The sequence below is a fragment of the Actinokineospora spheciospongiae genome (assembly GCF_000564855.1).
GTDB classification, from domain to species: domain Bacteria; phylum Actinomycetota; class Actinomycetes; order Mycobacteriales; family Pseudonocardiaceae; genus Actinokineospora; species Actinokineospora spheciospongiae.
On sequence record NZ_AYXG01000157.1, the window covers coordinates 1 to 15085 of the forward strand.

The window sequence follows — 15085 nt, forward strand, 5'->3', positions numbered from 1 at the left end:
GGGGAGTGGGACCGGGTCGGGGGCCGGTTCGGGGTGCGGTGCCGGGGCGGGCGCGGGCTCCGGGGCCGGGGGGACCGGTCTGGCGGGGAGGGCGGCCGGTTCGGCGCCCGTCGGGTGGTGGGCTTCGGGGGTGTCGGGTCGGGTGGCCCCGGAGCCCTGGGTGGTGAGGCACAGGGCGGCGAGTGCGGTCAGTGCGGCCGCGCGAGCGGTCGATGCGGGGATCGGCACCGGGGGCCTCGATTCCTTGTTGCGGACGCCTCGCTCTCCGTCTAGCACCCTGGGCGCGGGATCTCGTGCCGGAACCGGGTTTGCCCCACGTTCGGGTGACGGGTGTCCGGGTGGTGGGCGCCATCTTGCACCCATGCGCGGACACGCATATGTTGGCTCGGGGTCGCGCGGAAGGGGTGAGCGGTGGGGCACGGACACGGTCACGGGCACGGCGTCTCGGCCAGTGCCTCGGGGAGGCTGGTCGGCAGGCTGTGGGCCGCCTTCGCCATCGCCTTCGCCATCATGGTGGTCGAGTTCGCCGTCGGCGTCCTGACCTCGTCACTGGCCCTGATCTCCGACGCCGCCCACATGCTCACCGACGTGGTGGGCGTGGGCCTGGCGCTGGCGGCGATCGTGGCGGCCCGGCGTTCCCGGGCGCGGGCGAACCGGACCTTCGGCGTCTACCGGGGCGAGGTGCTGGCGGCGCTGGCGAACGCGGTGCTGCTGTTCGGGGTCGCCGGGTACGTGGTGTTCGAGGCCGTGCAGCGCTTCACCGCCCCGCCGGAGGTGCCCGGGGTGCCGGTGCTGCTGGCGGCGCTGGCCGGGTTGGCGGCGAACGTCGTGTCGTTTCTGCTGCTGCGCGGCGGGGCCGAGGAGAGCCTCAACGTGCGCGGGGCGTACCTGGAGGTGCTGGCGGACCTGGTGGGGTCGGTCGGCGTGCTCGTCAGCGCCCTCGCGACGCTGCTGTTCGGGTGGCGGTACGCGGACCCGGTGATCGGTGTGGCGATCGGGCTGTGGGTGCTGCCGCGCACCTGGTCGCTGGCCCGGCGGGCGCTGCGCATCCTGTTCCAGCACGCGCCGGAGCGGGTGGACGTCGACGAGCTGACCGCGCGGCTGGCCACCGTGGCCGGGGTGAGCGGGGTGCACGACCTGCACCTGTGGACCCTGACCTCGGGGATGGAGGTCGCCTCGGCGCACCTGACCATGGCCGAGGGCGCCGACCAGGCCGACGTGCTCCAGGCGGCCCGGGAGCTGTTCGCCGTCGAGTACGGCATCGAGCACGCCACGCTGCAGGTGGAGTGCGCGCGGTCGGCGAGCCGGTGCCACGAGCTGAGCTGGTAGGTCAGGACGGCAGGGGCGAGGCGCCGCGCGCGGTGATCATGCCGGTGAGCAGGGTGCTCTCCGCCCCCTGGGCGGTCTTGATCTTCTCGGCCAGGTTGCGGACGTACCCCAGTCGGGCGTGGTCGGCGGCGTAGCCCGCCATGTCCTGGCCGCCCTCGTGGTGGCGGAGCATCAACTGCAGGAAGTAGACGTCGAGGTCCTTGCCGGACAGGGAGCGCAGCCGGGCCAGTTCCTCGGAGGTGGCCATGCCGGGCATCCGGTCGACGCCGTCGGCGGTCATCTCCATGTGCGAGTGGGCCATGGTGCCCGACATCCAGCGCATGTGCTTCTCGCCGGGCGGGAGCAGGTTCGGCTGGTCCCAGGTGGTGAGCCAGCCCGACATCTGCCCGCTCTGGTCGAGCTGGGTGGTCTCGATGTCGAACGCCAGCCGGACCACCTCGGGGTCGGTGGAGCGGTCCCTGGCCAGGCCCGCCATGGTGATGGCCTGCAGGTGGTGGGTGCGCATGTCCTGGGCGAAGCCCACGTCGACCGACTCGGCGGTGGGCGCGGCGTCGGAGCCCGCGACCGACAGCGTGATCAGCATCCCGATGGCGGCACCCACCAGGAGCACCACCAGGGCCGCCGCGGAGTAGACGAGCCAGCCGCGGCGGGTGGCCCTGGCCGCCCCGACGGCGGGGTCGCCGTCGGGACGGGTGTCGGGGTCGGGGGTCACTGACCCGGGGCGGCCGCGCTGGTGGGGGCCATGCCGGTGTCCGGGACCGTGCCCGCGGTGCCGCTGTAGTCCATCGGCAGCGCGTCCGGGCCGGGGTCGGCGACGAACGGCGGCGGGTCGGCGAGGTTGAACCCGCTCTGGTTGCTGTCGCAGGAGCCGCCGGGCTCCGGGTGCTGGTAGTTGTTCGCGCGCAGCGACTTGATGAACTGGTCGATCCGGGCGTCGTCGGCGCTGTCGAGCTTGAGCTGGTGGCCCCAGGACTGCAGCGAAATCGGCTTGTCCAGGCCGGGGTAGGGCGACATGGCCATGTACGGCACGCCGTCGACCTTCGACTTGAGGGTGTCCAGCGCCCCGCCGGAGACCTGGTCGGGGTTGTAGGCGATCCACACCGCGCCGTGCTCGAGGATGTGCACCATGTTCTCGTTGCGCACCGCGTTCGGGTAGACCACGCCGGTGCAGTCGGCCCAGATGGCGTCGTGCGGGCCGCCGAAGGGGGGCTTCTGGTCGTAGGCCACGCGCTGGGCGGGGGCCACGTGCACACCGGGGGCGTAGGTCACCTTCACCACGCCGGGGATGTTGCCCGACGGGTCCTGGTTGTCCTCGGAGACGGTGAACTCCTTGGCGGCGTTCACCTTCAGGATGGCGTAGGTGAACACCACCCCGGCGACCACGAGGACCGCGAGCACCCCGAGGATCGTGCCCCAGGGCTTGCCCTTGTTCGCGACGACGGAGGCGCGCGCGGCCTTGACGCCGCCGCCCTTCTTGCCCTTGTTCTTCGTGCCGCTGGCCATGCCGTCCTCGGGCTTCTTCTCGACTGAGGAGGCCCGACCCTGATCTCGGCGAACCTCGTCACGGGGAATAGTGCACAGGCCAGTCTAGGGAACCGGTGTCTGGTTCCCGTCAGGACCCGGTGACGGGGATCGCGTCCGGCCCGTACGGGGCCGGGTCGAACGGCCGCGGGTTGTCGACGTCGAACAACCGGGGGTCGATCGCCCCGCAGCTCGCGCCGGGTTCCGGGGACAGGTACGGGTTGGTGCGGGTGGCGGTGGTGAACCGGTCGATGCGCGGGTCGTCGACCGAGTCGACCTTGAGCTGCCTGCCCCAGGCCTGCACCGACACCGGCTCGTCCTGGCCGGGGTAGGGCGACATGACCATGTACGGCTGGTCGGTGACCCGCCTGGCCAGCGCGTCCCGCGCGGCGCCGGTGACCTGGTCGGGGTTGTAGGAGATCCACACCGCGCCGTGCTCCATCGAGTGGACGAGGTTCTCCGAGCGCACCGCCACGTCGTAGACCACCCCGTCGCACTGGGCCCACGACGGGTCGTGGTTGCCGCCGAGCGGGGGCGCGTGGTCGTAGGCGACGCGGCGGGTGGCCAGCACGTGCTCGACCTCGCCGTACTCGACCGCCAGCACCCCGGGGATGCGCGTGGTCGGGTCGTGCTCGGCGTCGGTGGGCGCGAAGGCCGCCGCGCCGCCGCTCGTCGGGGGCGCGGCGCTCCCGGCCGGGGTGCCCGACGCGCATGCCGTGAGCAGGCAGGCGGCGGCGACCGGGACCAGCAGGCGGGGGGCGCGCATGCCGCCGAGTCTAAGCGCGTGCGGGTCTTGTCCGGGGCACGCCGCTCTCTAGACTCACCCCGTGACCCGGCACGTGCTCGCCGACCTGGTGCGTTCCACCGCACTGGGTGTCCTCGGCGATCGCGGGCTCGACCCCGCGGGCGTGCCCGCCGCCGTCGCCCTCGACGCCCCGACCGACCCGGACCGGGGCGAGTACGCCACCGGGGTCGCCCTGCGCGCCGCCGGTCCGGCCGGGACCACCCCCGCCGAGCTGGCCGGGTGGCTGGCCGAGGCGCTGACCGGCACCGGCGGGGTCGCCGAGGCGGCGGTCTCCGGGCCCGGTTTCGTCGCCCTCTGGCTCACCGACGACGCCCGCGCCGAGGTCGTCCGCACCGCGCTGCGCGGGGGGCCCGCCCTGCCCGACGTGCCGCGCACCACACCGATCGGCCCGGACGCGCGGCCCCGGCTGGTCGCCGAGGTGCTGACCAGGCTCGGCGCCGACCCGACCGGTGTCCGGGTGGGGCCCGCCACCGCCGGGCCCGGGGTCGAACCCGACTCGCTGCGCTTCGCCCTGCTCGCCACCCGCGCCGGGGACCCGGTCCGGGTCGACCCCGAGGTGTGGGGGCCCCGGCTGCCGTCGAACCCGGCGTTCCGGGTCCGGCACGCGCACGCCAGGGCCGCCTGCCTGCTGCGCGGGGCGGCCGACCTGGGCCTGTCGATCCCCGGACCGGACACCCCGGCTGCCGGGCTCGTCCCCCCGGCGGACACACTGGGACTGGTCCGCGCGCTCGCGGACCACCGCTGCGCCCTGGTCGAGGCCGCCCGGCTGCGCGAACCGCACCGGGTCGCCTCCGCCGCGGCGGAGTTGGCCGAGGCCACCCACGTCCTCGCCGACGGGGGTCGAATCCTCCCCCGGGGGGACGCCGAGGCCCACCCGACGAGCGCCGCGCGGCTGGCACTGTGCGCGGCCGCACGGCGGGTGCTCGCCGAGGGGCTGGGTGTGCTCGGCACCGACGCACCGGAACGGATTTAGGACACCTGAGGATGAGGGCACACCCGGCAGGACCGCGGCACGCGGAGATCCTCCCGCCCGGCAACACCGCCAGCGAGCGGCCGACCAGCGCCGCGGCGCTCGACGAGCTGTACCCGGAGGTCTGGCCGCGCAACGCGGGCCGCGCGGCCGACGGCGCCGTGCGGCTGGCGGGCGTGGACGTCCGCGACCTGGCCGAGACCTACGGCACACCGCTGTTCGTGGTGGACGAGGACGACTTCCGCTCCCGCTGCCGCGACCACGCCGAGGCCTTCGACGACCCGGAGCTGGTGCACTACGCGGCCAAGGCGTTCCTGTCCGTGGAGATCGCCCGCTGGGTCGCCCAGGAGGGGCTGAGCCTGGACGTGTGCAGCGGCGGCGAGCTGGCGGTGGCGCTGCGCGCGGAGTTCCCGCCGGAGCGCATCACCCTGCACGGCAACAACAAGTCGACCGACGAGCTGGCCCAGGCGCTCGACGCCGGGGTCGGGGCGATCGTGGTCGACTCGTTCCTGGAGATCGCCAGGCTGGACAAGCTCGCCCGCGACCGGGGCACCCGCGCCCCGGTGCTGATCCGGGTGACCGTCGGCGTCGAGGCGCACACCCACGAGTTCATCGCCACCGCGCACGAGGACCAGAAGTTCGGCTTCTCGCTGGCGGGCGGCGCCGCGGCCGAGGCGGCCCGCCGGGTGCTCAAGTCCGGTGGGCTGAGCCTGGTCGGGCTGCACAGCCACATCGGGTCGCAGATCTTCGACGCCGACGGCTTCGAGATCGCCGCGCACCGGGTCGTGGGCCTGCTCGCCGAGCTGCACGCCGAGCACGGCGCCGAGGCGCTGACCGAGCTGGGCACCGTCGACCTCGGCGGCGGCCTGGGCATCGCCTACACCGCCCAGGACGACCCGCCGCCGCCGCGCTGGCTGGCCGAGCAGCTCAAGGCGGTCGTGGCCAAGGAGTGCGAGCAGGCCGGGCTGCCGGTGCCGAAGGTGGCCGTCGAGCCGGGCCGGGCCATCGTCGGCCCCGGCACGGTGACCCTCTACGAGGTGGGCACCACCAAGGAGGTCGCGCTGGGCGCGGGCACCGGCCGCCGCTACGTCAGCGTCGACGGCGGGATGAGCGACAACATCCGCACCGCCCTCTACGACGCGCTCTACGACACCCGGCTGGTGTCGCGGTCCGCGGGCGAGGGCGAACGCGGCTCGCAGGCGGTGCTGTCCCGAGTGGTGGGCAAACACTGCGAGTCCGGGGACGTGGTGGTGCGAGACTGCTGGCTGCCGGACAACCTGGCCCCCGGCGACCTGCTGGCGGTCGCGGCGACCGGTGCGTACTGCTACTCGATGGCCAGCAACTACAACCGGTTGCCCCGGCCCGCGGTGGTGGCGGTCCGCGACGGGGTGGCCCGGCTGCTGCTGCGCCGGGAGACCGTGGACGACCTGTTGAGACTGGAGGCCCTGTGACTGGCTCGGTGACCGGCTCGACGACCGGCGCTGCCGCGGAACCGATCGGCGGGCGGCCGATCCGGGTGGCCCTGCTGGGCTGCGGGACGGTCGGCACCCAGATCGTGCGGCTGCTCACCGAGCAGGCCGACGAGCTGGCGGCCCGGATCGGCACCCCGGTGGAGCTGGTCGGCATCGCGGTGCGCCGCGCCGACCGGCACCGGGAGGTCCCGGCGGAGCTGCTGACCACCGACGCGGCGGCGCTGGTCGCCCGCGACGACGTGGACGTGGTGGTGGAGGTCGTCGGCGGCATCGAGCCGACCCGGGAGTGGCTGCTGACCGCGCTGCGCGCGGGCAAGTCCGTGGTCACCGCCAACAAGGCGCTGCTGGCCGAGCACGCGGGCGACCTGTTCACCGCCGCCGACGCCTCCGGCGCCGACCTGTACTTCGAGGCGGCGGTGGCGGGCGCGATCCCGCTGCTGCGCCCGCTGCGCGAGTCGCTGGCCGGGGACCGGATCACCCGGGTCATGGGGATCGTGAACGGCACCACCAACTTCATCCTCTCCGCGATGGACGAGACCGGCGCCGGGTACGCGGAGACGCTGGACGAGGCGGCCCGGCTGGGCTACGCCGAGGCCGACCCGACCGCCGACGTCGACGGCTACGACGCCGCGGCCAAGGCGGCGATCCTGGCCTCGCTGTCCTTCCACACCCGGGTCACCATGGGCGACGTGCACCGCGAGGGCATCTCCGCGGTCACCCCCGCCGACGTGGCCGCCGCCCGCGGCCTGGGCCGCACCATCAAGCTGCTGGCCATCTGCGAGCGCGTCGAGGCCGCCGACGGCACCGCCTCGGTCGCGGTGCGGGTGCACCCGGCGATGATCCCGCGCAGCCACCCGCTGGCCGGGGTCGGCGGCGCCTTCAACGCGGTCTTCGTCGAGGCGGAGGCCGCCGGGCAGCTCATGTTCTACGGGCAGGGAGCGGGCGGTGCACCCACCGCCAGCGCCGTGCTCGGCGATCTGGTCGCGGTCGCCCGCAACCGGGTCGTCGGCGGGCGCGGACCGCGCGAGTCGGCCTACGCCGACCTCGCGGTGCGCCCGATCGCGCAGGCCTCGACCAGGTACCACATCAGCCTGGACGTGGCCGACCGCGCGGGCGTGCTGGCGGCGGTCGCCGCGGTGTTCGCCGAGCACGAGGTGAGCATCTCGGCGGTCCGGCAGGAGGGGCGCACATCCGACGCGAGTCTGGTGATCGTGACCCACTCGGCCGAGGACGCCGCACTGCGCTCCACTGTGGACAAGATCGCGGGGCTGCCGTTCGTCAACCGGGTGGTCAGCGTGATGCGGGTCGAAGGCGAGGACCAATGACATCTTCCATCCCCACCCAGGTCAACTCCCCCCTGGCCATCCCCACCCCGCCGGGCGGTTCCCGGCCCGGGTGGCCGGGGATCATCGAGGCCTACCGGGACCGGGTCCCGGTCCCCGAGGGCGCGAAGGTCGTGAGCCTGGGGGAGGGCAACACACCGCTGCTGCCCGCCCCGCACCTGTCGGAGCTGACCGGGGCCACGGTGTACCTCAAGGTCGAGGGCGCCAACCCGACCGGCTCGTTCAAGGACCGCGGCATGACCGTGGCCGTCACCCACGCCCTCGCCGGGGGCCTGGAGGCGGTGATCTGCGCCTCCACCGGCAACACGTCGGCGTCCGCGTCGGCCTACGCCGCGCGCGCGGGCCTGACCTCGGCGGTGCTCATCCCGCGCGGCAAGATCGCCCAGGGCAAGCTCGCCCAGGCGGTCGCCTACGGCGCCAGGGTGTTGCAGATCGACGGCAACTTCGACGACTGCCTGGAACTGGTCCGCAAGACCGCCGCCGAGTACCCGATCGGCCTGGTCAACTCGGTCAACCCGGTGCGGCTCATCGGCCAGAAGACCGCCGCCTGGGAGATCTGCGACGTGCTCGGCCGGGCCCCGGACGTGCACTGCCTGCCGGTCGGCAACGCGGGCAACATCACCGCCTACTGGCGCGGGTACTCCGAGTACGTCGCCGACGGGCTGGTCGAGGCCGCGCCGCGGATGTTCGGCTTCCAGGCCTCCGGGGCGGCGCCGCTGGTGCTGGGCGAACCGGTGGCGAACCCGGAGACCATCGCCACCGCCATCCGGGTGGGCAGCCCGGCGTCCTGGGCCGGTGCGGTGACCGCCCGCGACGAGTCCGGCGGGCTGTTCGACAAGCTCACCGACGAGCAGATCCTCGCCGCCTACCGGCTGCTGGCCCACCGCGAGGGCGTGTTCGTCGAACCGTCGTCGGCGACCAGCGTGGCCGGGCTGCTGCTCACCGCCGCCGACGGTCGGCTGCCCGAGGGCTCGGTCGTGGTCTGCACCGTCACCGGGCACGGCCTCAAGGACCCGGACACCGCGCTGCTGGGCCTGTCCGAGGTCGAGCCGGTGCCGGTGGACGCCACGGCGGTCGCGTCCGCGCTGGAGCTGCGGTGACCGCTGTCCGGGTCCGGGTGCCCGCCTCCACGGCGAACCTGGGCCCGGGCTTCGACGCGCTCGGCCTGGCCCTGGGCCTCTACGACGAGGTCGAGGTCGAGCGCACCGCGGGCGGGGTGACCGTGCACGTCGAGGGTGAGGGCGTCGCGGCGGTCCCGCTCGACGAGACGCACCTGGTCGTGCGCGGCCTGCTCGCCGCGTGCGAGCTGCTCGGCGTCGAACCGGGCGGGTTCGCGCTGCGCTGCACCAACGCCATCCCGCACTCGCGCGGCCTGGGCTCGTCGGCCTCGGCGGTGGTGGCGGGCATCGCCGCGGCCTACGGCCTGGCCGGTCGCGACCTCGACGAGGACGCGCTGCACCTGGCCGCGGAGTTCGAGGGGCACGCCGACAACGTGGCCGCGTCCCTGCTCGGCGGCCTGGTGCTGACCTGGGCCGAGCACGGCCCCGAGCGCGGCAAGGCCCGCTACCGCGGCGTCCGGCTGGAGCCGCACGCCGACCTGCGGCCGGTCGTGGCGGTCCCGGACACCAACTCCGCCACCAGGGTGACCAGGGGGCTGCTCCCGTCGGCCGTTCCGCACGCCGACGCCGCGTTCGCCGCCGGGCGGGCCGCGCTGGCCGTGCACGCGGTCACCGCCGCCCCGCACCTGCTGCTGCCCGCCACCGCGGACACGCTGCACCAGGACTACCGCGAGAGCGCCTACCCGGCGACGCTGCGGCTGGTCCACGCCCTGCGCGCGGCCGGGGTGGCCGCCACCCTGTCCGGCGCGGGCCCCACGGTCCTGGCGCTGACCACGGACGGTGTTCTCCCACCCGGGGTGGACGTCACCGGTTTCCGGGTCGTGGAGCTGCCGGTGGACCGCACGGGTGTCCGGGTGGACACGCTCGGCTGAGCGGGAACACCGCCCGTGCCCGTCGCGTTGTGCCGAATGGGCGAGTTCGTGACGCAGATCACGGGGTCTGCGGGCGGGGCGCGTGCGACGCGCTGTGAACCGGTTGTTGCACCTCGAGTTACGGCCGTCTACCCTCGGGGTCGTTCAGTCACCGCGCGCACGGGCGCCCGGTGTCGCTCCCGGGGAATCTTCCCCGGGTCGCATCATCTGCCGGGGTATCGGCCCAGTCCTGCTCCAGGGTTCGGGCCGGGGCTCGCAGGTTCCCGATGATCGTGGTGACCAGATGCTCCCTGTTGGCGGCCGAGTCGCACGACTGGCTCAACGCCTGGCCGATATCGCGGCCGGGGTGGTCAAACGGAGGAGAGATACGCCGTCGCGCATTCCGTCGGACGGCGGTCCGCTGGTCCACGTAGGAGGCGGGGACCGGTCAGGAAGGACTTGTGTGAGCAATACCGATTTGTTGAGCAGCGACGCTGCCGAGTCCACGGACAAGGCGCAGAACACCGGGGCCAACGGAGGCACGCCGAAGCGTCGCGCGGGCCTGTCCGGCATGGTGCTCGCCGATCTCCGCGAGCTCGCCGGTCAGTTGGGCATCTCCAGCACCACGGGGATGCGCAAGGGCGACCTCATCGCTGCCATCAAGGAGCGCCAGGGCGGTGGGCCGGGCGGGTCCGACGCCCAGCAGCTCCCCCTGAACGGCACCGAGGCCGAGGCCCCGGCCAAGCCCAAGCGCGAACCGCGCCGGGCCACCAGGGCCGCCGCGCCCGCCAAGGTCGCCGAGGCCGTCGAGGCGGCCGCCGCGGTGGGCACCGCCCCCGCGGTCGAGGCACCCCAGCCGCAGGCCGAGACCAGGGCGGAGGCCCCGGCGCAGGCCAGGGTCGAGACCCCGGCCGAGGCGCCCGAGCGGCCGGACACCCGGTCCGAGGGCGACGAGGGTCCCCGCCGGGAGAACCGCCGCCGCCGCGCGGCCGGTCGGTCGGCGGGCAGCCCCGACGGCGAGCAGTCCGCGCCGGAGCAGCGGGTCGCCCGCGGCGACGACCAGCGCCAGCAGCGCGGTGAGCGCCCGGACAACCGCCGCGGCGGGGAGCGGCCGGAGCGGGGCGACCGCAACGACCGCCCGGACCGCGGTGAGCGGTCCGACCGCGGTGACCGCCAGGACCGGGGCGAGCGCCCCGACCGCGGCGAGCGCAACCGCAACCAGGAGCGCAACCAGGAACGCCAGCAGGAGAACCGGTCCACCGGGCCGGACGACGATGACGACGACGAGCGCGGTGGCCGCCGCGGTCGGCGCTTCCGCGACCGGCGCCGCCGGGGCGGGCGCGTCGAGGGCACCACCGGCGGTGGCGGTCAGAACGACACCGAGGTGCGCGACGACGACGTCCTGCTCCCGGTCGCGGGCGTCCTCGACGTCCTGGAGAACTACGCGTTCGTCCGGACGTCGGGCTACCTGGCGGGCCCGAACGACGTCTACGTCTCGCTGTCGCTGGTGCGCAGGTACGGCCTGCGCCGGGGTGACGCCATCACCGGCCTGGTCCGCCAGCCGCGCGACGGCGAGCAGCAGCGGCAGAAGTTCAACCCGCTGGTGCGGGTGGAGACGATCAACGGCCTGGAGCCGGACGCGGCCAAGAACCGCCCCGAGTTCACCAAGCTGACGCCGCTCTACCCGAACGAGCGCCTCCGCCTGGAGACCGAGCCGCACATCCTCACCACCCGCGTCATCGACCTGGTGATGCCGGTGGGCAAGGGGCAGCGCGCGCTCATCGTGTCCCCGCCCAAGGCGGGCAAGACCTCGGTGCTGCAGGCGATCGCCAACGCCATCGCCACCAACAACCCCGAGGTCTACCTCATGGTCGTGCTCGTCGACGAGCGGCCGGAGGAGGTCACCGACATGCAGCGGTCGGTGAAGGGCGAGGTCATCGCCTCCACCTTCGACCGCCCGCCGGGCGACCACACCACGGTGGCCGAGCTGTCCATCGAGCGCGCCAAGCGCCTGGTGGAGATGGGCCACGACGTGGTGGTCCTGCTCGACTCGATCACCCGCCTGGGCCGCGCCTACAACCTGGCGGCCCCGGCGTCCGGCCGAATCCTCTCCGGTGGTGTCGACTCGACGGCGCTGTTCCCGCCCAAGCGGTTCCTGGGCGCGGCGCGCAACATCGAGAACGGCGGCTCGCTGACCATCTTCGCCACCGCCCTGGTGGAGACCGGCTCCGCGGGTGACACGGTGATCTTCGAGGAGTTCAAGGGCACCGGCAACGCCGAGTTGAAGCTCGACCGCAAGATCGCCGACAAGCGCATCTTCCCCGCGGTCGACGTCGACCCGTCCAGCACCCGCAAGGAGGAGCTGCTGCTCTCCCCGGACGAGCTGGCGGTCACGGTGAAGCTCCGCCGCGTCCTGCACGCCCTGGACAGCCAGGCCGCGATCGAGCTGCTGCTCGACCGGCTGCGCAAGTCCCGGACGAACATCGAGTTCCTGATGCAGGTGGCCAAGACGACGCCCTCCGGCGACGTCTGAGCCCGCTGATCGGCCGTGGGCCCCACCGGTTCTCCGGTGGGGCCCACGGCTTTTCCCGGGGTCACCGCGCGTGCCGGGCCTCCGAGGCGGATTCGCCCATGAGCTGGCGCACCACCAGCACCACCAGGACCGCGGCCGCCGGGATACCGACCGCCGCCGCCGCTCCCAGGGGCACCGCCACCGCGTCCGACACCAGCCCCAGGCCCAGCAGGCCCGCCGGGTAGCCCACCGACAGCGCCACCCGCTGCACCGGGGAGCGCCAGTTCACCGACCCGGCGAGGGCCGTCGCCACCGCCGCGGCCGCGCCGCCCAGCCAGCTCGAGAGGGTGACCGCCCAGGTCGCCCGCAGGACCAGGCCACCCGCCCCGGTCAGGCCGAGCACCGCGGCGGTGAAGAGCACGGGTGCGGACAACCACGCGGAGACAGACAACGGCCTGCCGACTCTGCACAGCACCCGGCCAGTGTCCGTCACGCCGCGAGCGGGCGGCGCTACCGTCTGTGAGCGGCCTGATGCGTCGGCAAGCAGCCGCCCAGGTCCGGTGAGCGGTCGGAATACTGCATGGGCCCGGCAGGTTGTACTGACCGTCAGCATCGTCTGGCACACTGTCAGGTCGAGCCAGGCACCGGTTCACCCCAGCTCCAGCGGGGACCCGGCGGCCACGTGAGAAAGGCGACCACCGTGCGAAACGGTATCCACCCGAACTACGCCGCGACCACCGTGACCTGCGGCTGCGGCAACACCTTCACGACGGGCAGCACCCGTCCCGCCGCCTTCACCGTCGACGTCTGCTCGCGCTGCCACCCCTTCTACACGGGCAAGCAGCGCGTCTTGGACACCGGTGGGCGGATCGCCCGCTTCGAGGCGCGCTACGGCAAGCGCGCCCTCGCCGCCAAGTAGCTCCGCGCACGGCGCCCACCCCGGCTCGGGGCGGGCGCCGTCGCTGTGTCCGGACCCGATCGACTGATGGAACTGCAGGTGAACCCGGTGGACTCGTCCTCACTGTCCGAGCTGGTCGCCGAGTACGGCGAGCTGGAGAAGACCCTCGCCGACCCGGCCGTGCACGCCGACCAGGACCGGGCGCGCAAGCTCGGGCGCCGCTACGCGGAGCTGAGCCCGGTGATCCGGACGCTGCGCGACCTGGAGGCCGCCCGCAGCGACCTGGAGGCGGCCCGCGAGCTGGCCGCCGAGGACCCGGGGTTCGCCGCGGAGGCCGAGTCGCTGGCCGGGCGCATCCCGGAGCTGGAGACGAAGCTGACCGAGCAGCTCCTCCCGCGCGACCCGCACGACGGCGACGACGTGGTGCTGGAGGTCAAGTCCGGTGAGGGCGGCGAGGAGTCGGCGCTGTTCGCGGGCGACCTGCTGCGGATGTACCTGCGCTACGCCGAGCGGCACGGGTGGAAGGCCGAGGTGCTCGATGGCACCGAGTCCGACCTGGGCGGCTACAAGGACGTCACGGTCGCCATCAAGAGCCGGGGCAGCGACCCCGAGGGCGTGTGGGCCCGGTTGAAGTTCGAGGGCGGGGTGCACCGGGTGCAGCGGGTGCCCGCCACCGAGTCGCAGGGCCGCATCCACACCTCCGCCGCGGGCGTGCTGGTCTACCCGGAGGCCGAGGACGCCGCCGACTTCGAGGACATCCCCGACAAGGACCTCCGCGTCGACGTCTACCGCTCCTCGGGCAAGGGCGGGCAGAGCGTCAACACGACCGACTCGGCGGTGCGGATCACCCACCTGCCCAGCGGCATCGTGGTGTCCTGCCAGAACGAGCGCTCCCAGTTGCAGAACAAGGCGCGCGCCATGCAGGTGCTGCGCTCCCGGCTGGCCGCCGCCGCCGAGGAGGAGGCGCAGAAGCAGGCCTCGGACGCCCGGCGCAGCCAGGTGCGCACCGTGGACCGGTCCGAGCGGGTGCGCACCTACAACTACCCGGAGAACCGCATCTCCGACCACCGGGTCGGCTACAAGGCCCACAACCTGGAAACCGTCCTCGACGGCGACCTCGACGCCGTGCTCGACGCCCTGGCCACCGCCGACCGCGAGGAGCGACTCGCCGCCCACGGCGGCGGGTGAGAGGCTGTCCCGGTGACCAGGCAACCCCTCCGGCTCGCGGTGACCGAGGCCGAGCGCGCGCTCGCCGCCGCCGGTGTCGCCAGTCCGCGCAACGACGCCGAACTGCTCGCCGCGCACGTCCTCGGGGTGCCCAGGGGCAAGCTGCTGACGGTGCCCCTGGTCGACGCGGGCGTGCTGTCGGCCCTGGGCACCCTGGTCTCCCGCCGCGCCGCCCGGGAGCCGCTGCAACACCTCGTCGGCACCGCCCCGATGGGCGCGGTCGACGTCGAGGTCGGCGCGGGCGTGTTCGTCCCGCGCCCGGAGACCGAGCTGCTGTTCGCCTGGGGGGCGGACTTCCTGCGCGGCACCCGGTCCCCGGTCGTGGTGGACCTGTGCACCGGGTCGGGCGCCCTGGCCCTGGCCCTGGCCAACGCCCGCCCCGACGCGGCGGTGCACGCGGTCGAACAGGACCCCGCCGCCCTGTCCTGGGCCCGCCGCAACGCCGACCTGCGCGCCGCCGCCGGGGACACCCCGATCCGCCTGCACGCGGCCGACGTCACCGCCCCGACCACCCTGACCGACCTGGACGGCCAGGTCGACCTGGTCGTCTGCAACCCCCCGTACGTCCCCGAGGGCACCCCGGTCCCCCCGGAGGTCGCCGACCACGACCCGCACAGCGCGGTCTTCTCCGGCCCCGACGGCCTCGACGTCATCCGGCCCATGGTGGGCCTGTGCGCTCGCCTCCTGCGCCCCGGCGGCGCCCTGGCGGTCGAGCACGACGACACCCACGGCGAATCCGTCCCCGCCCTGTTCACCGCCCGCACCCTGTTCACCGACGTGCGGGCCCACCGGGACCTGGCAGGCCGCCCCCGCTTCACCACCGCCCACCGCACCTGACCCGCCCCAAGACCCCCAGGCGCAGCGACAACCAGCCCCCCGAACGCCACCGGCGCAGCAACAACCAGGCAACCACCCCGAAAGCCGCCGGCCCGGCGAGCGAATGCCTGGGTGGGTGGAGGTCCTGAACGCAGGCCGACCACCCCACGAACCGCCGGCCCGGCTACGGCCCTGCCCGGGTGGGTGGATGTGTTTGGCCGGG

General features: G+C 74.2%; 15 protein-coding genes. 10 read left to right on the forward strand and 5 right to left on the reverse strand.

Translation table 11 applies throughout. The features are described from left to right. Nucleotides 1-228: hypothetical protein (locus UO65_RS38240; protein ID WP_035285181.1), on the reverse strand; the 228-nt coding region annotated here is incomplete at its 3' end. A gap of 183 nt (nucleotides 229-411) precedes the next feature. Between UO65_RS38240 and UO65_RS20660 the strand changes: the two genes are divergently transcribed. Continuing rightward, nucleotides 412-1329 carry a cation diffusion facilitator family transporter gene (locus UO65_RS20660; protein WP_035285184.1) on the forward strand — a complete coding sequence of 306 codons (918 nt, stop codon included), beginning with the start codon at nucleotides 412-414 and terminating at the stop codon, nucleotides 1327-1329. 1 nt (nucleotide 1330) lies between these two features. Here the strand turns inward: UO65_RS20660 and UO65_RS20665 are convergent, their stop codons facing one another. The 3 genes from UO65_RS20665 to UO65_RS20675 form a co-directional block, all read right to left on the reverse strand. After that, the gene (locus tag UO65_RS20665; protein ID WP_035285187.1) at nucleotides 1331-2041 is read right to left on the reverse strand and encodes a DUF305 domain-containing protein; all 711 of its coding nucleotides are present in this window, start codon (nucleotides 2039-2041) and stop codon (nucleotides 1331-1333) included. Then, nucleotides 2038-2832, reverse strand: a complete 795-nt coding sequence (locus tag UO65_RS20670; RefSeq protein ID WP_035285190.1) for a DUF3105 domain-containing protein — start codon at nucleotides 2830-2832, stop codon at nucleotides 2038-2040. Before UO65_RS20670 ends, UO65_RS20665 begins: the two co-directional genes overlap by 4 nt. Before the next feature lie 109 nt (nucleotides 2833-2941). Continuing rightward, nucleotides 2942-3616 (reverse strand): DUF3105 domain-containing protein, encoded by a 675-nt coding sequence (locus UO65_RS20675; RefSeq protein ID WP_052021423.1) that lies wholly within the window; start codon nucleotides 3614-3616, stop codon nucleotides 2942-2944. 61 nt (nucleotides 3617-3677) lie between these two features. On the opposite strand from UO65_RS20675, the gene UO65_RS20680 reads away from it, so the two are divergent. From UO65_RS20680 to rho, 6 genes are all read left to right on the forward strand, one after another. Further along, the gene (locus UO65_RS20680) at nucleotides 3678-4628 is read left to right on the forward strand and encodes an arginine--tRNA ligase (protein ID WP_035285191.1); all 951 of its coding nucleotides are present in this window, start codon (nucleotides 3678-3680) and stop codon (nucleotides 4626-4628) included. 11 nt (nucleotides 4629-4639) lie between these two features. Continuing rightward, nucleotides 4640-6076, forward strand: a complete 1437-nt coding sequence (gene lysA, locus UO65_RS20685; protein WP_035285202.1) for a diaminopimelate decarboxylase — start codon at nucleotides 4640-4642, stop codon at nucleotides 6074-6076. 44 nt (nucleotides 6077-6120) lie between these two features. After that, nucleotides 6121-7422 (forward strand): homoserine dehydrogenase, encoded by a 1302-nt coding sequence (locus tag UO65_RS20690; protein ID WP_035285204.1) that lies wholly within the window; start codon nucleotides 6121-6123, stop codon nucleotides 7420-7422. Then, a complete protein-coding gene (thrC, locus tag UO65_RS20695) occupies nucleotides 7419-8540 on the forward strand; it encodes a threonine synthase (RefSeq protein ID WP_052021424.1) in 1122 nt (373 codons plus the stop codon). Before UO65_RS20690 ends, thrC begins: the two co-directional genes overlap by 4 nt. Beyond that, on the forward strand, nucleotides 8537-9430 hold the full coding sequence (gene thrB, locus UO65_RS20700; protein WP_035285193.1) for a homoserine kinase: 894 nt from the start codon (nucleotides 8537-8539) through the stop codon (nucleotides 9428-9430). Before thrC ends, thrB begins: the two co-directional genes overlap by 4 nt. A gap of 442 nt (nucleotides 9431-9872) precedes the next feature. After that, entirely contained in the window at nucleotides 9873-11942 is a 2070-nt protein-coding gene (gene rho / locus UO65_RS20705) for a transcription termination factor Rho (RefSeq protein ID WP_035285196.1), read from the forward strand. 61 nt (nucleotides 11943-12003) lie between these two features. Here the strand turns inward: rho and UO65_RS37490 are convergent, their stop codons facing one another. Continuing rightward, the gene (locus tag UO65_RS37490) at nucleotides 12004-12396 is read right to left on the reverse strand and encodes a hypothetical protein (RefSeq protein WP_063935982.1); all 393 of its coding nucleotides are present in this window, start codon (nucleotides 12394-12396) and stop codon (nucleotides 12004-12006) included. A gap of 225 nt (nucleotides 12397-12621) precedes the next feature. On the opposite strand from UO65_RS37490, the gene rpmE reads away from it, so the two are divergent. From rpmE to prmC, 3 genes are all read left to right on the forward strand, one after another. Then, a complete protein-coding gene (rpmE, locus tag UO65_RS20715; protein ID WP_035285210.1) occupies nucleotides 12622-12840 on the forward strand; it encodes a 50S ribosomal protein L31 in 219 nt (72 codons plus the stop codon). An 87-nt stretch (nucleotides 12841-12927) separates the two neighbouring features. Next, nucleotides 12928-14007, forward strand: a complete 1080-nt coding sequence (gene prfA / locus UO65_RS20720) for a peptide chain release factor 1 (protein ID WP_035285213.1) — start codon at nucleotides 12928-12930, stop codon at nucleotides 14005-14007. A gap of 12 nt (nucleotides 14008-14019) precedes the next feature. Further along, entirely contained in the window at nucleotides 14020-14883 is an 864-nt protein-coding gene (gene prmC, locus UO65_RS20725) for a peptide chain release factor N(5)-glutamine methyltransferase (protein ID WP_035285197.1), read from the forward strand. The last annotated feature ends 202 nt before the right edge of the window (nucleotides 14884-15085 follow it).

Bases quoted from the DNA above. Each gene is read 5' to 3' on its own strand.
- UO65_RS20675 (WP_052021423.1), bottom strand. From the start codon at position 3,616: ATGCGCGCCCCCCGCCTGCTGGTCCCGGTCGCCGCCGCCTGCCTGCTC.
- lysA (WP_035285202.1), top strand. From the start codon at position 4,640: ATGAGGGCACACCCGGCAGGACCGCGGCACGCGGAGATCCTCCCGCCC.
- UO65_RS20670 (WP_035285190.1), bottom strand. From the start codon at position 2,832: ATGGCCAGCGGCACGAAGAACAAGGGCAAGAAGGGCGGCGGCGTCAAG.
- thrC (WP_052021424.1), top strand. From the start codon at position 7,419: ATGACATCTTCCATCCCCACCCAGGTCAACTCCCCCCTGGCCATCCCC.